Genomic DNA, 18637 nt, shown 5'->3' on the forward strand with positions numbered 1-18637 from the left:
CCTTACAATTATCGTGCAGCAGCCACTTGTTGGTTGCAGTCGATGTATTCTTCAATTTCTAAATCAAAACCAGAAATGGCATTGAATTTCATTTCTTGGCTCAAAAGACGCATTTTACCAACCCCTAAGTCCCGTAAAATTTGTGACCCAGTTCCTACATTTAAGTATGCACCAGAGCCGTCTGTGTTGAACTGCTTAGGAACAGCCGTTTCAAAAAAAGCATCTATGCTGCCCTGTAGATTACGATCATCAGCTTGACCCAACAACACTAAAACACCTTGGCCCTCTTCGGCAATACGCTCAAGGCAAGAATCAATGGTCCACTTGGGTGTAGACGGCACTGCACCCACTAGGTCTCGCAACACATCGGCCATGTGCACCCGAACAATAGTAGAGTCTTGTGGCGTAATGTTACCCATGGTCAGTGCAACATGAGTTCCACCGTAAATACTGTCTTCGTATGTGTGCAGGCTAAACTCTCCATGGCGAGTAGGCAGAGTATGGTGGCTCACTTTGGTAATAGTCTTTTCATTTAAATTACGAAAGTGAATTAGATCTGCAATAGTACCAATTTTTAAATCATGTTCCACTGCGAATTTCATCAAGTCATCACGGCGTGCCATAGTGCCATCATCGTTCATAATTTCAACAATAGTGGCTGCTGGGCTATAGCCAGCAAGACGAGCTAAATCGCACCCTGCTTCTGTATGACCTGCACGGGTTAATACACCACCTTCTTTTGCCATTAATGGAAATACATGCCCGGGTTGAACAATGTCTTCTGGCTTAACATCTCCTGCCACCGCTGTGCGTATAGTATACGCTCGGTCTGCAGCAGAAATACCTGTGGTCACCCCTTCGGCAGCTTCAATAGACACAGTAAAGTTGGTTTCGTAGGCAGCGCCGTTACTCTTAACCATCAAGGGCAAATCAAGTTTTTCACAATGCTCTCGAGATAAAGTGAGGCAAATAAGACCACGGGCATGCTTGGCCATAAAGTTAATATCTTCTGGCCGAACCTGCTCCGCCACCATAACAAGGTCACCTTCGTTTTCACGATCTTCATCATCCATCAGGATGATCATTTTGCCTTGTCGTAGGTCTTCGATGAGTTCGACTGAGGTGTTCATGTTCATGTGATAACCCATGCTTAAATACAAGGCCTACCCAAAGAAGCTGTGGGTAGGCAATTTAGCGAGCTATTGTGCCAGATTTCGTTGGCAGTGGCTAGTTATCGGGGCGTTTTGGGGCAGCATCGATACGCCAATCACACCCCACTTGTGAGATCTGTTTAATATCAAGGTCATGGGCTTGAGCCATTTTTTCTAGGGGTAGGTTAAATAGCCCTTTGGCCTTATTGCCCAATAGCTTAGGCGCCATAAACACCACCAAATGATCTGTGAGCCCAGCCTGAAGAAAAGCGCCACTTAAGCCTGCCCCGGCCTCTACCAGCACTTGATTACAGTTACGCTGACCCAGTAACGCCAACACCGCTGCCAAATCCACTTTACCATTATCATCGGCAGCACAAACCACTACCTCTACACCGGCACTCACTAAGCTTTGATGCTGCTTTGGGTCCACCACACATGTCACGACAAGCACTGGGCCATTTTGCTGCACTAATCTTGCACTAACTGGCAGACGCAACTGGCTATCTAACACCACTCGCAGAGGCTGTTGGATGCGATCAATTGTGGCCTGGGGCACCCCCGCTAGCACGAGTTCGTCAGCCCGCACATTCATACTAGGGTCATCTCGTAGCACTGACCCAATGCCCGTAATTACTGCACAGCTTTGTGCTCGTAATAGGTGTACCTGGGCTCTCGATTCCGCACTAGTAATCCATTGACTTTCACCAGACTCCATTGCTGTCCGGCCATCTAAACTCATGGCCATCTTATTAATAACATAGGGTTTAAAAGTGCCCATGCGTTGCAAAAATCCAACGTTAGACATTTCACACTCTGCCTGCATAACAGGGCCAACCACTTCTACGTTGGCAGCACGCAGCTGGGCCAAACCTTGCCCAGAAACTTGGGGGTTTGGGTCTTGGCAACCGTAGACTAAACAGCTCACGCCAGCCTCTATAAGGCTTAAGCTGCATGGAGGTGTACGACCATAATGACTGCAAGGCTCCAAGGTTACGTAGGCTGTCGAACCTACTGCAAGGTCACCTGCAGCTCGCATTGCCATCACTTCGGCATGGGGGCCACCAGCTTCTTGGGTAAACCCAGCACCCACCACTTTATTGTCTTTTACTAAAACACACCCAACCGCTGGATTTGGCCGAGCGATTAGCTGACCATAGCTGGCTTGCTTTAAGGCCAAAGCCATAAATTGATCATGGGTGAATTGTTCGGTCATTAGTTACCTTGATGCTCTTGCTCAAGCCGTTCAATCTCGGCACGAAATTCGTTAAGGTCTTTAAAACTACGATATACCGAAGCAAAGCGCACGTAGGCAACTTCATCTAACTGACGCAACTCTACCATTACTGCCTCTCCCACTAGCTGCGTGCCAACTTCTCGCTCTCCACCAGCACGAAGAGCGTGCTTAATTCGGTTAATACTCGCCTCAATAGCTTCGATACTAACAGGCCGTTTTTCCAATGACCGCAAGATGCCTGCACGTAATTTTTCTTCATCAAAGGGTTGGCGTGTGCCATCTTGTTTCACCACTCGAGGCATCATTAGTTCCGCCGCTTCAAAGGTGGTAAAACGCTCATTACAGGTTAAACATTCACGCCTGCGACGAATTTGCTCCCCGTCACCCACTAGACGTGAATCGATAACTTTGGTTTCTGGGTTACTACAAAAAGGGCAATACATAGGTGTCTCTGTTAATAGTCTGAGAAGACAGTGATATAGGGCATTATAGCCTTAATATTTACTTTTGGGCCAGTGGGCTAATGCAGCCCAAAGGGCATCTAATATAATGGATTTTTAGCCAAGAACTGCTATTCTTGCGCTCTGCTAAAGTTTAAGGGAGTAACATGAGTAATTTACCTGTCGCTGAGCTAGCCGCATTAGCTGCAGCGGTGTGTTGGACCTTCACTGCTATTTTAGCTGCCCCTGGCGTTCACCACTTTGGTGCTGTGGCGTTTAACCGCTACAGAGTAGTGTTTGCTGGTACAGTGCTTATTGCCATCAGTAGTTTTATGGGCTTATGGTCCAGTATACCAAATAACGCCATGGGCGCTCTTATAGGCTCAAGCTTAGTGGGCATTGTGGTTGGCGATACCGCCTTGATGCAAGCATTAAAACGCATTGGCCCCAGGCGTAATTCAGTACTATTTGCCACTAGCGCGCCTATGGCTGCAGGTATGGGTTTTATTTGGCTAGGAGAAACCCTCAGTGCTAATCTCTTGATTGGCTGTGGACTAATTCTAGCAGGCGTAGTAAACGCGGTCTGGTGGGGGCGTAAAGCAGGTGGTCAGCATCGCTTAGAAAAAGTCAGCGGCCACCTCGGCTTTGGCATTTTACTTGGGCTCACTGCCGCATTTGGCCAAGCCGCCGGGGCAGTATTGGCTAAACCAGTAGTACTGGCGGGTGCAGACCCTATTGCGGCTTCGGCCATTAGAGTAGGATTTGCAGCATTAGTATTATTGCTTGTGCGCGCCCTGCCTTTTGCGTGGGCCAAAGCTAATGCAGCACCCACACCAGCGTTTATATGGCGTACTATTTCTAGTGCAACCTTGGGCTTGGTGCTGGGTATGACTTTACTAGTTTACGCGTTGGGTGCAGGTGAAGTGGGCATTGTGATGACCTTATCAGCCATAACGCCAGTGCTCATATTACCAGTAATCTGGTTCATCACCGGACAGCGCCCTAGCCGTGGCGCATGGCTAGGTGCTGCACTAGTAGTGATTGGTAGCGGGGTGATCTTTTTAAGCCATTAGCTGCGCTCATGGGTCAGCCTGATTACTGCGCTAGGTAAGCCGCAAGAAAATCATCAAAAGGTTCAGTTTGCTCCGCTTCTATGCGCTCTTGATTAGCTATAGACTCGCTTGCTTGCTCATTTAACTCTTGCCTGCGCCCTAAGCACAGGCTTTGTTGCAAGTGATACGCTTGATGTTTTTTTGCTAGCGCTAAGGATAGCTCTTGATGCGACAAACCGCCCTGTTCCATGGCTGCCAGAACTTGCGCCGAGGGTGTTAGAGATGCGTCTTTAAGACGGGCCTCCATCACTTCTATCGCTGCCATCACTTGCTCTTTTTCAGGCATTACATCAGCGACTAGGCGAAGGTTTGTCATCATATCAAGCCCTAGGGCTTGCAAACTCTTTTCCCCTCCACAGGTTTGAAGCATAAGGTCAGGATTACGGCCTTGGCGCACAACAATCGCTTGGTTGATGCCGATCACCTCGCATTCTTGGTTACTGATGATTGGGCTCTGTGAGAACAAACACCAGGTTAAAAACGCATTAATAAACTGACTCTGTTGCGCATCAATGCCCAAAGGCAAAAAAGGGTTAAGATCTATATTGCGAACTTCCACATACTCTACACCACTTTCTTTCAGTGCATGCACTGGCTTTTGTCCAGGCCTAGCTACTCGCTTAGGTCGGATATCGCTGTAGTATTCATTCTCAATTTGCAACAAGTTGGAGTTAAGTTGCCGGTACTCACCATCAACCTTTACCCCTAGTTTTTCATATTGAGTTAAGGGTGTAGAAATAGCATGTTCTAAAGATTTGGAGTAGGTGTCTAAGTCGTTAAAACACAAGTTCAATACCGATTGCACCTTGTTATTATAGCCTAAGTCACTCATGCGCAGTGAAGTGGCATAGGGGCCAACTAAGCAGCCACCCGGACCTTGTTCTAAGTCAACGTCACGCCCTTTAACAAAACTTGCATCTAGGGCAGGTGAGGCCCCAAAAAGATATAACAACACCCATGAATGGCGTCTAAAGTTGCGAATCAAACCAAAATATTGCTCAGATTTGAAATCACATAAAGACTGTTCATCACTCAGCAACTTTTGATAGGCTGGCCAAAAATTGTCTTGTGGTGAAAAATTAAAGTGCAGCCCAGCAATCGACTGCATAATTTTACCGTAGCGCCACGCTAGACCAACACGATAAGTATGTTTAAGCTTTCCTGTATTTGAGCTACCAAAATTAGCGATACGAATATCAGCTTCGCCGTCAAGGTAACAGGGCATGCTAGCAGGCCATATATACTCACCTATATTTTGTAACTTACTAGCGCTAAAACTATGTAATTCCTGCATAAATTCAAGAGCTGCTGCAGGGCTTTGGAATACTGGCGTAATGTATTCCAACAGCGCTTCAGAGTAGTCTGTGGTGATGCTGCCGTGAGTCAGGCTAGACCCTAAGGATTTTGGATGGTCTTGATGACTAACACGGCCGCTCAGACCTACTCGTAAGCCTTCTTTTTCAATACCACATTGTAGGCTCTCCAAGGTCTTGGCTACGGGAGAGTGTTTCACCTGCTGTAAGCGTTGTTGTAAATATATAAGCATCTGTAGTTCCAAGTGTTCTTTTTTGGCTAATAACTAGACAGGTACCGAGTTTAGTCTAGTTTGGATTCAAATTCTGTGTAGCGATTACTTTTTTACCTGTGCTTGAGCATCCTTTAATTTTTGCGCCATACTGCCCAAAGGCTTTGGTGACTGGGCATTGTGTTGCCCTTTTGGTGAGTGATTTGCTTGCACCTTACTAGGGAATGGCCTACTAGAAAATGAGGGAGCATCGTGCGTGGGTACTTCGTCACTTAATCGCATAGTTAAGCCAATACGCTTGCGGACCACATCTATTTGCATCACTTTTACTTTAACAATCTCTCCAGCCTTTACTAAGTCGTGGGGATCTTTCACATACTGGTGAGACAGTGCCGAAATGTGCACCAAACCGTCCTGATGGACGCCAATATCGACAAAGGCACCAAAATTGGTGACATTGCTAATGGTGCCTTCCATGATGGCACCTAGGGTTAACTGCTTAATGCTTTCTACGCCATCAGTGAGATTAGCCATACGAAATTCTGGCCTTGGGTCACGCCCAGGCTTTTGTAACTCGTTCAGTAAGTCTTGTAAGGTATGTTCCCCAAACCCTTGGTTGTGCAATTGCTTAACGCTTATCTGTTTAAGTTGTTCACTCCCTATAAGTTCTGCAATAGTGAGGTTTAACTGCCCAGCCAACTGGCCCACTAAGCCATAGGCTTCCGGGTGCACAGACGTGCCATCTAACGGGTTATCCCCCCCCCGAATACGCAAAAATCCTGCACATTGCTCAAACGCTTTATCACCCAAACGGGCCACTTTGAGCAGCTGCTTACGGTTGTTAAAGGCCCCATTAATATCGCGATAAAATACGATATTTTCTGCCATGGTTTTGTTTAGGCCAGCCACTCGCTGGAGTAATGGCGCTGACGCAGTATTTAGGTCTACGCCCACATTATTAACACAATCTTCCACCACATTGTCTAGTTTGCGGGTTAACTGTACCTGGCTTACGTCGTGCTGATATTGGCCCACACCAATGGCCTTGGGTTCTATTTTAACCAGCTCTGCCAATGGGTCTTGTAGGCGCCGAGCAATAGAAACCGCGCCACGGTAGCTCACGTCTAGGTCTGGAAATTCTGCTGCAGCAAGGGCCGATGCAGAATAAATTGAGGCGCCTGCCTCACTGACAATAATGCGTTGCGGGGCTGTAACCCCAAGCTTTGCTTGAGCTTCTTTAACTAGTTTGTCTGTCTCTCGCGAGCCTGTACCATTACCAATAGCCACTAATTCAACTTGATAGGTTTGGCACCATTGCACCACTAGCTCTAGAGCCGCATGCCATTTGTTATGTGGCACATGGGGAAATATGGTTTCAGTTTTTAAAAGCTTACCCGTGGGGTCTACTATCACGGCTTTTACACCTGTGCGCAAACCAGGATCCAGCCCTAAGGTCACCTTGTCTCCAGCAGGAGCTGCTAGCAACAAATCTTGTAGATTATTAGCAAATACACCTATGGCGCTATCTTCCGATGCTTCCCTAACACGGCTAATAAGGGCCGTTTCTAGCTGGCTGGCGAGCTTGACACGCCACGTCCAACGTACCACTTCGTTGAGCCACTTATCTGCTGCTCGACCCTGGTCTTTAATTCCCCAATAAGAAGCCACTTTAGATTCATAGGGTAAGTGCTCATGCTCAGACCATATAATAGTGGCCTGCAAGAACCCTTCGTTACGGCCTCTTAATATGGCTAAGGCGCGGTGGGAAGGAATCGTCTTTAGCGCTTCTTTAAATTCAAAATAATCTTGGAATTTAGCCCCTTCAAGTTGCTTGCCGTCCACTAGCTGGCTTTGCCACTGAGCATCTTGCCAACCCATGTTACGTAATTCTGCAAGCAAGTCAGCGGATAAACTAAAACGCTCCATGAGTATTTGTTTGGCGCCATCTAGGGCGTCTTTTGACTGATGGATGTGCAGCTCTGCGTTAACATAACCCTTTGCTATATGTTCTGGGTCAAGGGTAGGGTCTTTTATAATAGCATCAGCCAACGGCAATAAGCCCGCCTCTATAGCAATTTGAGCCTTCGTACGACGCTTGGTCTTATAGGGTAGGTATAAATCTTCTAAACGCGTTTTGCTTTCTGCAGCATTAATGAGTGCAGCCAGTTGTGGTGTAAGTTTCGCTTGTTTCTCAATGCTGTCTAAAATAGTTGTCCTACGAGTATTAAGCTCACGCAAGTAACCCAACCGTTCTTCCAGTGTACGCAGCTGAGTATCATCTAACACCCCAGTCACTTCTTTGCGATAGCGGGCGATAAAGGGCACGGTAGAACCTTCATCCAATAATTTAATGGCGGCATTAACTTGCCAAATTTGTACCGCAAGTTCGGTGGCTATTTGTCGATTTATCACGAACTTAGCATCCTTCTTATTTTAACAGCATAGCGTTATTCAATGGGGCCATTGGATGATTTTTAAAGGCGTGTTTTGTTAAAGCAAAAAAAAGGCCCCAAATGGAGCCTCGTATTAACCTTGTGTTAAGGCCGCAAGTGCTTAGCCCTGTTGCGGACCTGCTTTAACGATGTCTTCTGAAACGCTAAAGCGTTTAAAATTTTCATTGAATTTACCAATTAAAGTGGCTGCTTCGGTGTCATATGCATCCTGGTCTTGCCAAGTATTACGTGGGTTTAGCAAGTAGCTGTCTACACCTTCTAAGGTAGTAGGCACGTCTACATTTAGCCCATTTAAGTGCTGTGTCGCTGCCTCTGCAATGTTACCACTTTGAATGGCTGCAATAATGGCACGGGTAGTAGGAATACTAAAACGCTTGCCAGTACCATATGAACCACCCGTCCAGCCAGTGTTGACAAGGTACACCTTGCTGCCAAAGGCGTCTATGCGCTTCATCAACAACTCAGCGTAAACACCCGCTGGGCGGGGGAAGAAAGGGGCGCCAAAACAAGTGGAGAATGTAGAGCGAATAGCTGCACTAGATCCCATTTCAGTAGAGCCAACTAAAGCAGTGTACCCACTTAAAAAGTGATATGCAGCGGCTTCTTTAGTCAAGATAGAGACTGGAGGCAATACACCTGTTAAGTCGCAGGTTAAGAAAATAATGGCTTCTGGCTCACCCGCTAAATTCTTTTTAGTGCGTTTTTCAATGTGTTCCAGAGGGTAAGCACAACGGCCATTTTCTGTAATGTCAGTATTATCGTAGTCTGCTGCTTTACTGTCTTCGTCTAACCAAACGTTTTCAACAATAGCGCCAAACCGAATGGCATCCCAAATAATAGGTTCATTCTTTTTGCTAAGGTTGATCGTTTTGGCGTAACAGCCACCTTCGATATTAAACACTACACCTTCGCCCCAGCCATGCTCGTCATCACCTATTAAGTAACGGTCTGGGTCTGCAGATAGAGTGGTTTTACCAGTACCAGACAAACCAAAGAATAAGGTTGTTTTGCCATCATCACCAACGTTAGCAGAGCAGTGCATTGGCAGTACGTCATTTGCTGGTAAAAGAAAGTTTTGCACAGAAAACATGGCTTTTTTCATTTCGCCTGCGTAACGCATGCCCGCTAACAATACCTTGCGTTGTGCAAAATTAATCATCACACAGCCATCACTATTAGTGCCATCACGTTCTGGCAAGCACTCAAAATTAGCTACGTTAAGAATCTGCCATTCATCTTTATCAGCCCCATTGTATTGTGTTGGTACGATAAATAGATTTTGGCCAAATAAATTTTGCCACGCTGTTTGAGTGGTCATTTGAATCGGAATATAGTGATTGCTGTCTGCGCCTACATGCACATTGGCAACATACTTGTCTTGGCCAACTAACGAGGCCTCCACACGCTCCCATAATGCGCTGAATATTTCTGGAGTTACAGGACGATTTACGGCACCCCATTCAATCTGGTCTGAAGTACTCGGTTCTTGAACAACAAAACGATCTAAAGGAGATCGACCAGTACGAGCACCAGTAATCACATTGAGTGCGCCAGTGTTGGCCAGAGTGCCTTCTCCGTTAGCGATGGCTTTTTGGATTAAGCTAGCAGGAGAAAGTTGCGTGTAGGTGGTGCCAGTATCAGCAGCTACAGTTGCGTTCATGTATCAATACCTTTGAATTTCTTAGGTTTTTAGAAAAAAATCCACTAACCTAAGCGGGGGTACGCCATTTTGACGTGAAAAATGAAGATGAATTATGTCAGAAAAGTACAACAAAAGGGTATAAAAGTATAAAAAATGCCAAAATACGTCACATCTGTTTAACTAATAATGCAGCTACTAATAAGCCCACAATATTACTATGAAATGTGCCAGCCAGCTTAGCTTTAATGCAAGGCTGGATCAGCTGTAGTTGGCATAGCATCCTGCTCTAAAAGAACATAACAATCCACCTTATCAAAAGCATAGTGACCATTACAAAAATGGCAATCGATAATAATGGCTTCCTGCTCATCTAAAATTTCATCAACCGCTGTTTTACCTAAACCAATAATAGCTGCGCCACAGCGTTCTCTACTGCAGTCACACTGTTGTAAAACTGGTTTTGGGCTAAACACTTTAACTTGCTGTTCGTGGAACAGCCTATGCAGAACCTGATCTGCGGGGAGATGGGCGAGCTCATGCTGGCTCAGGGTGGCTGCCAATGCGTGGACAAGCTCCCAATCTAGGTCAGACTGACTTTCATTGGCCTCAGTTTGAGGCAGCCGTTGTAACATAAAGCCAGCGGCTCCCTCCCCGGTGCTCACTAGCTGAATATGGGTGGGTAATTGTTCCGATTGGTAAAAATAGCTTTCAATACACTCGGCAAGAGTGGCTTGATCAACCATTACTATACCTTGGTATCGCTGGCCTTGGTCTGGTTCGATGGTTATAATTAAGCGGCCATCAGCCACCATCTCAATAAGGCTTGCGTCAGGGCTAACAGTGCCATCAACCTGTGCCATGCCTTTTACTCTAAATGGCTGTTCAAGATCATCACTCAGTTGTCGGCACTCAGCCATTACCCACTTAAGTGGGCCAGCACCACGTATTTGCACACTTAAACGCCCGCGCAGCTTAAGGTTTGCACTCAACAAGCAGGCAACAATAAGCATTTCAGCGAGCAGGCTAGCCACACAGGGCGGATAATCTTGTTGATCTAACAAGGTCTTTACCCCTTGATCGAGCCGCAAGTGAACACCACGAATGTCCATATCGTCGAACATGAAGCCTTGCATTGTGTCATTGGTCATGGGGTTCAGAAGTCTTTGAAATAAATACCTGCTAATTGTAAACTACAATTGCTGTTGTTCAAAACGTTGCAGATCCCTACGCTGCTTTTTAGTGGGTTTACCGTCTGAAATAGTTGTTTGGCCCATCGCTTTGCGACCTACAGCTAGGTCTGATCGCGCCTTTTCACTGCCTGCAGTTTCGCTGTACAAAAGAGCCGCTTCTGGCGCCCCTCTCCGGCTTCCCGAAATAGCTTTTACCTCAATGGTTTTTTCATCAGCGCCTTGACGAATGGTTATTTTTGCATCAAGCTCAACCACGCGACTGCACTTGGCTTTAGCGCCTTCATAATGCACTTTTCCACCTTCTACAGCTTGCTTTGCAAGCGCTCTGGTTCGATAAAAACGGGCAGCCCATAGCCACTTGTCTAACCGAACTTTATCATCAGTGTTTTTGTCGACTTTGTTGCCCATGTTACATTCCTGTTAGTTTCCAAATCCACAGCATAAATTGCCTGCTCTATGGGTTGAATTATGCTAAGGTCAGCCGCATATTTCTTGTTGTACCATACCATTATATAGGACTCCCCATGAGCGAAGTAAAACACTGTAAATTACTAATTTTAGGTTCCGGCCCTGCAGGCTATACTGCTGCTGTATATGCAGCACGCGCTAACCTTAACCCAGTGTTAATTACAGGCATGCAAATGGGTGGTCAGTTAACCACTACTACAGAAGTAGACAACTGGCCTGGAGATGTTGAGGGTTTGCAGGGGCCCGATCTAATGGAACGCATGAAAGCCCATGCAGAACGCTTTGAAACCGAAATAATTTTTGACCACATTGATGCTGTAGATTTAAGCCAGCGCCCGTTCCAACTTTCAGGCCAAGGTACCCACTACACCTGTGATGCTTTAATTATTTGTACTGGCGCAAGTGCTCGCTACCTCGGCTTAGACAGCGAAACTGCATTTCAAGGCCGAGGCGTATCTGCTTGCGCTACCTGTGATGGTTTCTTTTACCGCAACAAAAAGGTCGCTGTCATCGGTGGAGGCAATACTGCCGTTGAAGAAGCCCTTTATCTCAGTAATATTGCTGCAGAAGTAACCATTATTCATCGCCGTGACAAGTTCCGCAGTGAAAAAATTCTATCAGATCGTTTAATGGATAAAGTAGAAAATGGTAATGTGAACGTAGAATGGTATCACAACCTTGATGAAGTCCTTGGTGACGACATGGGTGTCACAGGCATGCGCATTAGGAGCAGCAAGGACGACAGCACTAAGGATTTAGACGTAGATGGCGTGTTCATCGCTATTGGCCACGTGCCTAATACCGGCCTGTTTGAAGGCCAATTAGACATGGCGGGCGGATATATTAAGGTACAAAGCGGCACTCAGGGTAATGCCACTCAAACCAGCATTGAAGGGGTGTTTGCCGCCGGTGATGTTATGGACCATATTTACCGTCAGGCTATTACCTCGGCGGGTACTGGATGTATGGCGGCCTTAGATGCTGAGCGTTACCTAGACGAACAGTAGTTTTTTGTCGCAAAAAACTAGAACAGGCCGTTATATTAACTGTACAATAGCGGCCATCACCCTTTGGGTCTAAAGTGCTTCGAAAGCCTTTTTAGAACCATTATCTTAAACACAATAACTTAAATGAGAGGCGTACTATGGATTTATTAGGATTTTTATTCCGATGGTCACACGTTTTATTCGGTATTACCTGGATCGGTATGCTGTACTACTTCAACTTTGTTCAGGGCGGCTATTTTAAACAGGCCAGCCCTGAAGGCCTAGCAGACGCTAAAGCTAAGCTAGCTCCAAGTGCTTTGTGGTGGTTCCGTTGGGGCGCCATGGGTACGTTCATTACCGGCATAGTGCTACTTGGCTACCTTGGGGCAGCACTAAATAACTACATTGTTGTTGGTGTTATCTTTGGCACATTGATGTTTTTAAACGTGTGGACCATTATCTGGCCTAACCAGAAAATTGCTCTAGGCATGGTTGAAGGCGATGCACCTGCAGCGGGTGCTAAAGCATTGCTGGCTTCACGCCACAACGTGCTCTACTCAGCGCCTATGACATTCTGTATGCTGGCATCTGGCCATCCTTCTGGTGGCATGGGCTACAACGCGTTTAGCATGAGTAACTCAATGATCGTTATGCTAGTTATTATTGCGGCTCTTCAAGCTAACGCTATGTTTGGCAAGCAGGGCCCACTGACTACTGTTAAGGGTGTAATTCACGCTTCTTTAGGTCTAACGGCTGTAATGGTATTGGTATTTAACTTCGTATAACCACAAAGCTAAATAGCAGGCATAAAAAACCCCAGCGTGCTGGGGTTTTTTAATGGTCATAATATCAACGTGTCATTAACAATATCACCAAATTTGAAGTGCCCATCCTAGGCACGAGTACATCCTGTAGACTCCATGTCCTTCCTTGTTAGCCTAAATAGCAAGCTATTAAACTAACAACGTTCCTTGAGGCTCTAACATACGCCCATGATGTTTTAATAAATATAGGAAAAATTCTGAGTTTTACCTATTTTTGCCATTATTTGAGCGGTTCATGCTGTTCGACAAGGTGTTTTAGCCTTACTGGCCTATTTTTATTAATTCAACTTCAAAAATTAGCGCGTCATTTGGCCCAATCATCTGCCCAGCACCTTGAGTGCCGTAAGCTAAGTCTGGGTGGATAAAGAACTTAAACTTAGACCCAACACGCATTAACTGAACACCTTCTGTCCAACCTGCTATCACGCCGTTTAATGGGAATTGTGCAGGCTCACCACGGTCTACAGAACTGTCAAATACACGCCCATCCATAGTGGTACCATGGTAATGCACAGTTACAGTGTCTGTAGCAACCGGCATCGCACCTTCGCCTTCAGACAACACTTGATACTGTAAGCCAGTTTTAGTGACTTCAACACCTTCTTGTTGAGCATTCTCAGCTAGGTAGGCTTCACTATTATTTAATGCCCCTTCAAATTTCGATGATGCCATTTTACGCTGATACTCCTGCACCGCAGTGACTGCTTGCTGCTCGTTTACCAACGTCTTTTGACCAAGGTAAGCGGCATTAAAGCCTTCTACGAAAGCTTCAAGATTAAGATTATCAAAGTCGTTAGCAAGTTGGCCAGCAACCAAAGTACCTAGGCTATAGCTTACTTTTTGTTCTGCATTGTTTAGGTCGATTTCGGCAGCAGCAGGTGTAGCAGCAAGGCCAATAGCGCTAGTAACAGCCAAGCGGCTAATTAAAGTTTTCATAGTATTCCTTAGTAATAGTGCTAAACGTTATCATTCAGCGCGTTGCATAGGATATATAAGAGTCAAACCCGAAGCAAAAATATTTTTACTTGTTTACATTTGATTACATTTGTTTGTTTGGGTTTAGGCTTATAGCGAGCTAAGCCTGTGGTATCATCCGCGGCCATGATTAAATTTGACAAAATCACACTACAACGCGGTGGTCAGCCTCTTATTGAGGGGGCCAACTTGACTCTAAATTCTGGCCAAAGGTATGGTTTAATTGGCCGCAATGGCGCTGGTAAAACCACCTTATTTAAGTTGTTACTCGGCCAACTTCAGCTTGATGCAGGCCAACTCACGTGGCCACCTGCAATGCGCATGGCCCACATGGCGCAAGAAATAGGTGATGTTAATAGATCTACTTTAGACCATGTGCTGGATGGGGATCAGGCCTTAAGAGCCGCCGAGGCTGCCATTACTGTGGCCGAAACTAAACATGATGAAGCCGCCCTGAGCCACGTTTATGCGGATTATGACCACGTGGGTGGTTATAGCGCTGTCAACCGTGCGCAGCAATTGTTGCAAGGTTTAGGTTTTCCAGAACAGGATTGGAGCCAGCCTGTGGGCAGCTTTTCGGGAGGTTGGCGTGTGCGCTTAAATCTGGCTCAGGCGCTTATGTGCCCGTCAGATTTATTATTATTAGACGAACCCACTAACCACTTAGACCTTGATGCCACTATGTGGCTCGAATCGTGGTTACAAAAATACCCAGGCACTTTGTTCTTGGTCTCCCACGACCGCGATTTTTTAGACCAAGTAGTGCAGGTGATTGTCCACTTAGATCGAAAGCAACTAACCTCCTACCGGGGCAACTACGCTGCGTTTGAACGTCAAAAGGCAGAGCGTATGGCCCAACAGCAGGTCATGTATGCCAAGCAGCAGACCGAAATTGCTCACATTGAAAGTTTTATCCAGCGCTTTAAAGCAAAAGCCAGCAAGGCCAAACAAGCACAAGGCCGTATGAAAGCACTAGAGCGTATGGAGAAGATCGCACCAGCCTATGCTGATTCACCTTTTACCTTTCGTTTTCCAGAATTTGACAAAACCAGTTCTACCTTAATTGACCTAGACCAAGTGAGCATTGGTTATGATAAGCCCATTGTTAGTGCCAACATTACACTATTACATGATTCGCGCTATGCGTTGCTAGGCCCTAATGGGGCTGGCAAATCAAGCTTAATCAAAACGTTGGTTGGAGATATCGCGCCTTTATCAGGCCAAGTTGTGCCTGGCGAACACCTTAAAATAGGTTACTTTGCCCAACACCAGTTGGAAGCATTAGACATGGAGGCCAATGGGTTATTACATCTACAGCGACTAAAACCCACGGCGAGTGAACAAGATCTGCGTAATTTTTTAGGCGGTTTTGGCTGGCAAGGTGAGCGTATATTTGAACCAGTAAAACACTTTTCAGGTGGTGAAAAAGTACGCTTAGCCTTAGCCATGATTGCCATTCAAAAACCTAACTTACTGTTGCTAGATGAGCCCACAAACCACTTAGATTTAGAGGCACGCCATGCGTTGACTATGGCGCTGCAAGCCTATCAAGGCGCTATCGTGGTTATTTCTCACGACCGCCACCTACTGCGCCAAGTAGTAGACAACTATTGGTTAGTAGCTGATGGTAAAGTGAAAGAATTTGAGGGTGACCTGCAGGATTACCAAGCACAAGTTCAAGCTTTGGCTCAAGCCCAAGCACAGGCTAAGATGAAACAAAGACAAGAGACTATGCGCTTAAACCCAAGCAAAGCTGTCCACTGTGAATCTGAACCGTTAACACCTGCAGAGCGCAAGGAACAAAAACGCCTGCAAGCAGAAAAACGTAAACAATTAAGCCCATTAAAAAAAGCGATCGCCAAACACGAAAAAGACATTGATGCATGGCAAGCTAAATTAGACCAACTAGAAATAGAGCTTGCCCAACCTAGCTTGTACGAAATGGAAAATAAGGCCAAACTAAAAGATTTATTAACACAACAAGCCCATGCCAGCCAGCAACATGAACATAACGAAGAGCTTTGGCTTGAAAAAAATGATGAACTTGAGTCTATGGTATCTTAGCAGCAGAACACTGAGCCTTTGCGGACCAGATACGCAATTAAATACCTCAGGTAATGAGACCTAGAAAACTTAACACTAGAGGCGCAACTATGAGCTTTCAACCTAGCCAACGTCAGTTTCCTAAAAGCCGCATGCGACGGATGCGATCCAGTGACTTTTCCCGCCGTTTAATGCGTGAAAACCACCTGACTACTGATGACTTGATTTATCCCATGTTTATTATTGAAGGTCACAATCAGCGCCAAGCCGTTGCGTCCATGCCTGGTGTAGAACGTTTGAGCATAGATCTTCTCGTCGCTGAAGCGAAAGAGCTTGTGGCATTGGGAATTCCTGCTATTGCACTATTTCCTGTCACCCCTTTATCAGCTAAATCTATGATGGCAGAAGAGGCTTATAACGCAGATGGCTTAGCTCAACGCGCGGTAAAGGCAGTAAAAAATGCCTGCCCAGAACTGGGCGTCATTACCGATGTGGCGCTAGATCCATTTACCACACACGGCCAAGATGGAATTATTAACGATGATGGCTACGTGCTTAATGACATCACTGTAGATATCCTTATTCGGCAAGCCTTATCTCACGCAGAAGCAGGCGCAGACGTAGTAGCGCCCTCTGATATGATGGATGGCCGCATTGGCTCTATTCGTAATGCTTTAGAAGCAGCAAACTACCCAAATACGCGGATTATGGCTTATGCTGCAAAGTATGCCTCCGCCTATTATGGGCCCTTTCGTGATGCTGTCGGCTCTGCAGGCAACTTAGGCAAGGGTAATAAGTTTGGCTACCAAATGGACCCCGCCAATAGTGGCGAAGCCCTGCACGAAGTTGCAATGGACCTTAGCGAAGGTGCTGACATGGTCATGGTAAAGCCTGGAATGCCATACCTAGACATCGTCAGCCGCGTTAAACGTGAACTGCAAGTGCCTACATTTGCCTATCAAGTCAGTGGTGAGTACGCCATGCATATGGCGGCCTTCCAAAACGGCTGGTTGGATAAAGACAGCGTTATGATGGAGTCGTTATTAGGCTTTAAACGTGCTGGTGCAGATGGCATCCTCACCTATTTTGCCAAAGATGCAGCTATACTTCTTCAATCTTATTCATGATGATAACCTCGAGACAGCGACATGGCCAAAGCCAAAACAGCGTATGTGTGTAATGAATGTGGCTCTGACTACAGCAAATGGCAGGGCCAATGCACCGACTGCAGTGCTTGGAATACCCTTCAAGAGATTCGTTTAGCGCCTGCTGGTGGTCACGTCAGTGCAAGCACACGGGTAAATGCTGCTAAAGGTTACGCTGGGGTCACCTCCCAATTACAGGACCTAAGTGACGTAGATGTGGCTAGCATGCCTCGATTAAGTACTGGCATTGGTGAACTAGATCGCGTACTTGGTGGTGGCTTAGTTCCAGGCTCTGCTATCCTTATAGGTGGGCACCCTGGGGCTGGCAAAAGTACTTTATTATTGCAGCTCATGTGCAGTTTAGCCCAACAGATGCCAGCCTTATACGTTACTGGAGAGGAGTCCTTACAGCAGGTTGCCTTAAGGGCTCAGCGCCTAGAATTACCCACTAGTAATTTAAAGATGCTCACCGAAACAGACGTCGAGTCGATTTTATCCACCTGCACTCTACTGCAGCCTAAGCTTATTGTGGTTGATTCCATACAAGTGGTGCAACTAGCTGACATTACCTCTGCTCCTGGTAGCGTGTCCCAAGTAAGAGAATGTGCAGCGGCGCTTACTCGTTATGCAAAACAGTCTGACGCAATATTGTTATTGGTGGGTCACGTCACTAAAGATGGCAGCTTAGCTGGCCCTAAAGTGCTGGAACACATGATCGATTGCTCATTGCAACTAGAAGGAGATAACGATAGCCGCTATCGTACTCTTAGGAGCCATAAGAACCGCTTCGGTGCAGTGAATGAACTGGGTGTTTTTGCGATGATGGAAAACGGTCTAAAAGAAGTTAAAAACCCGAGCTCTATCTTTCTTTCTCGCAGTGATACCAGTGCTGCAGGCAGTTTGGTGATGGTAATATGGGAAGGCACAAGGCCACTGTTAGTTGAGCTACAAGCACTCGTTGATGATAGCAGTATGAACAACCCTCGCAGGGTAGCCATTGGCTTAGACCAGAACCGCCTCACCATGTTGCTAGCCGTTTTGCATCGTCATGGGGGTTTACACACGGGTGATCAAGATGTGTTTGTTAACGTTGTAGGCGGCGTAAGAGTGTCTGAAACTGGGGCTGACTTAGCTATGTTGTTAGCTATTGTTTCTAGCCTAAGAGATAGAGCGCTAGATCAAACCTTAGTGGTGTTTGGTGAAGTTGGACTTTCTGGTGAAATTCGCCCCGTACCTAGTGGCCAAGAACGTATTCGAGAAGCCGCTAAACACGGCTTTAAGCGAGCCATTGTGCCTATTGCAAATGTGCCTAAAGCCAATGCACCAAGTGCAAAAAATGGCGATGGCTTGGGGGCTATGGAAATTATTGGTGTGAGAACACTGCAAGAAGCGCTAGAGGCCTTATAGCCTATGACCTCCTGTGTCATAACATCACAATAATAATAA

Annotated in this window: 15 protein-coding genes; 6 read left to right on the top strand and 9 right to left on the bottom strand. The window is 46.2% G+C overall.

Features of this window, described 5'->3' with window-relative positions:
• Window positions 1–8: 8 nt before the first annotated feature.
• From ribBA to nrdR, 3 genes are all read right to left on the bottom strand, one after another.
• On the bottom strand, window positions 9–1136 hold the full coding sequence (gene ribBA, locus ABXT60_RS13810; protein ID WP_443630674.1) for a bifunctional 3,4-dihydroxy-2-butanone-4-phosphate synthase/GTP cyclohydrolase II: 1128 nt from the start codon (window positions 1134–1136) through the stop codon (window positions 9–11).
• Window positions 1137–1227: 91 nt separating this feature from the next.
• Window positions 1228–2367, bottom strand: a complete 1140-nt coding sequence (gene ribD / locus ABXT60_RS13815; RefSeq protein WP_443630675.1) for a bifunctional diaminohydroxyphosphoribosylaminopyrimidine deaminase/5-amino-6-(5-phosphoribosylamino)uracil reductase RibD — start codon at window positions 2365–2367, stop codon at window positions 1228–1230.
• Window positions 2367–2831, bottom strand: a complete 465-nt coding sequence (gene nrdR, locus ABXT60_RS13820) for a transcriptional regulator NrdR (RefSeq protein WP_443630676.1) — start codon at window positions 2829–2831, stop codon at window positions 2367–2369. Before nrdR ends, ribD begins: the two co-directional genes overlap by 1 nt.
• A 164-nt stretch (window positions 2832–2995) precedes the next feature.
• On the opposite strand from nrdR, the gene ABXT60_RS13825 reads away from it, so the two are divergent.
• Complete coding sequence (locus ABXT60_RS13825; RefSeq protein WP_443630677.1) at window positions 2996–3901, top strand: DMT family transporter; 906 nt, start codon at window positions 2996–2998, stop codon at window positions 3899–3901.
• A 22-nt stretch (window positions 3902–3923) separates the two neighbouring features.
• Here the strand turns inward: ABXT60_RS13825 and gshA are convergent, their stop codons facing one another.
• The 5 genes from gshA to hslR form a co-directional block, all read right to left on the bottom strand.
• Window positions 3924–5486, bottom strand: coding sequence for a glutamate--cysteine ligase (gshA, locus tag ABXT60_RS13830; protein WP_443630678.1), 1563 nt, complete (start codon window positions 5484–5486; stop codon window positions 3924–3926).
• 84 nt (window positions 5487–5570) lie between these two features.
• A complete protein-coding gene (locus tag ABXT60_RS13835) occupies window positions 5571–7877 on the bottom strand; it encodes a Tex family protein (protein ID WP_443630679.1) in 2307 nt (768 codons plus the stop codon).
• 141 nt (window positions 7878–8018) lie between these two features.
• Window positions 8019–9578 (bottom strand): phosphoenolpyruvate carboxykinase, encoded by a 1560-nt coding sequence (locus ABXT60_RS13840; RefSeq protein ID WP_443630680.1) that lies wholly within the window; start codon window positions 9576–9578, stop codon window positions 8019–8021.
• A gap of 224 nt (window positions 9579–9802) precedes the next feature.
• Window positions 9803–10708, bottom strand: a complete 906-nt coding sequence (gene hslO, locus ABXT60_RS13845; RefSeq protein ID WP_443630681.1) for an Hsp33 family molecular chaperone HslO — start codon at window positions 10706–10708, stop codon at window positions 9803–9805.
• Window positions 10709–10750: 42 nt separating this feature from the next.
• Complete coding sequence (gene hslR / locus ABXT60_RS13850) at window positions 10751–11158, bottom strand: ribosome-associated heat shock protein Hsp15 (protein ID WP_443630682.1); 408 nt, start codon at window positions 11156–11158, stop codon at window positions 10751–10753.
• Window positions 11159–11274: 116 nt separating this feature from the next.
• Here hslR and trxB point away from each other — a divergent pair, with 116 nt between their 5' ends.
• Together trxB and ABXT60_RS13860 are read left to right on the top strand one after the other, a co-directional pair.
• Entirely contained in the window at window positions 11275–12225 is a 951-nt protein-coding gene (gene trxB / locus ABXT60_RS13855; RefSeq protein ID WP_443630683.1) for a thioredoxin-disulfide reductase, read from the top strand.
• Between the two features lie 137 nt (window positions 12226–12362).
• Window positions 12363–12989 carry a urate hydroxylase PuuD gene (locus tag ABXT60_RS13860; protein WP_443630684.1) on the top strand — a complete coding sequence of 209 codons (627 nt, stop codon included), beginning with the start codon at window positions 12363–12365 and terminating at the stop codon, window positions 12987–12989.
• 300 nt (window positions 12990–13289) lie between these two features.
• On the opposite strand, the gene ABXT60_RS13865 is transcribed toward ABXT60_RS13860, so the two are convergent.
• Window positions 13290–13964, bottom strand: coding sequence for an FKBP-type peptidyl-prolyl cis-trans isomerase (locus tag ABXT60_RS13865; protein ID WP_046485730.1), 675 nt, complete (start codon window positions 13962–13964; stop codon window positions 13290–13292).
• Between the two features lie 165 nt (window positions 13965–14129).
• Here ABXT60_RS13865 and ABXT60_RS13870 point away from each other — a divergent pair, with 165 nt between their 5' ends.
• The 3 genes from ABXT60_RS13870 to radA all read left to right on the top strand — a co-directional run bounded on the left by ABXT60_RS13870 (window position 14130) and on the right by radA (window position 18598).
• Complete coding sequence (locus ABXT60_RS13870; RefSeq protein ID WP_443630685.1) at window positions 14130–16067, top strand: ABC-F family ATP-binding cassette domain-containing protein; 1938 nt, start codon at window positions 14130–14132, stop codon at window positions 16065–16067.
• An 89-nt stretch (window positions 16068–16156) separates the two neighbouring features.
• Entirely contained in the window at window positions 16157–17173 is a 1017-nt protein-coding gene (gene hemB / locus ABXT60_RS13875; protein WP_443630686.1) for a porphobilinogen synthase, read from the top strand.
• 21 nt (window positions 17174–17194) lie between these two features.
• Window positions 17195–18598: a DNA repair protein RadA gene (gene radA, locus ABXT60_RS13880; RefSeq protein WP_443630687.1), complete on the top strand. Its 1404-nt coding sequence runs from the start codon at window positions 17195–17197 to the stop codon at window positions 18596–18598.
• Window positions 18599–18637: the final 39 nt, after the last annotated feature.

It is taken from the genome of Candidatus Njordibacter sp. Uisw_056, assembly GCF_047730085.1.
In the GTDB taxonomy this organism is placed as follows: domain Bacteria; phylum Pseudomonadota; class Gammaproteobacteria; order Pseudomonadales; family Balneatricaceae; genus Njordibacter.

Excerpts from the sequence above, each read along its gene's own strand:
- ABXT60_RS13840 (WP_443630680.1), bottom strand. The coding sequence starts at position 9,578 with ATGAACGCAACTGTAGCTGCTGATACTGGCACCACCTACACGCAACTT.
- radA (WP_443630687.1), top strand. The coding sequence starts at position 17,195 with ATGGCCAAAGCCAAAACAGCGTATGTGTGTAATGAATGTGGCTCTGAC.
- hemB (WP_443630686.1), top strand. The coding sequence starts at position 16,157 with ATGAGCTTTCAACCTAGCCAACGTCAGTTTCCTAAAAGCCGCATGCGA.
- trxB (WP_443630683.1), top strand. The coding sequence starts at position 11,275 with ATGAGCGAAGTAAAACACTGTAAATTACTAATTTTAGGTTCCGGCCCT.
- ABXT60_RS13865 (WP_046485730.1), bottom strand. The coding sequence starts at position 13,964 with ATGAAAACTTTAATTAGCCGCTTGGCTGTTACTAGCGCTATTGGCCTT.
- ribD (WP_443630675.1), bottom strand. The coding sequence starts at position 2,367 with ATGACCGAACAATTCACCCATGATCAATTTATGGCTTTGGCCTTAAAG.
- ABXT60_RS13825 (WP_443630677.1), top strand. The coding sequence starts at position 2,996 with ATGAGTAATTTACCTGTCGCTGAGCTAGCCGCATTAGCTGCAGCGGTG.
- gshA (WP_443630678.1), bottom strand. The coding sequence starts at position 5,486 with ATGCTTATATATTTACAACAACGCTTACAGCAGGTGAAACACTCTCCC.
- hslR (WP_443630682.1), bottom strand. The coding sequence starts at position 11,158 with ATGGGCAACAAAGTCGACAAAAACACTGATGATAAAGTTCGGTTAGAC.
- ribBA (WP_443630674.1), bottom strand. The coding sequence starts at position 1,136 with ATGAACATGAACACCTCAGTCGAACTCATCGAAGACCTACGACAAGGC.
- ABXT60_RS13860 (WP_443630684.1), top strand. The coding sequence starts at position 12,363 with ATGGATTTATTAGGATTTTTATTCCGATGGTCACACGTTTTATTCGGT.
- hslO (WP_443630681.1), bottom strand. The coding sequence starts at position 10,708 with ATGACCAATGACACAATGCAAGGCTTCATGTTCGACGATATGGACATT.
- ABXT60_RS13870 (WP_443630685.1), top strand. The coding sequence starts at position 14,130 with ATGATTAAATTTGACAAAATCACACTACAACGCGGTGGTCAGCCTCTT.
- nrdR (WP_443630676.1), bottom strand. The coding sequence starts at position 2,831 with ATGTATTGCCCTTTTTGTAGTAACCCAGAAACCAAAGTTATCGATTCA.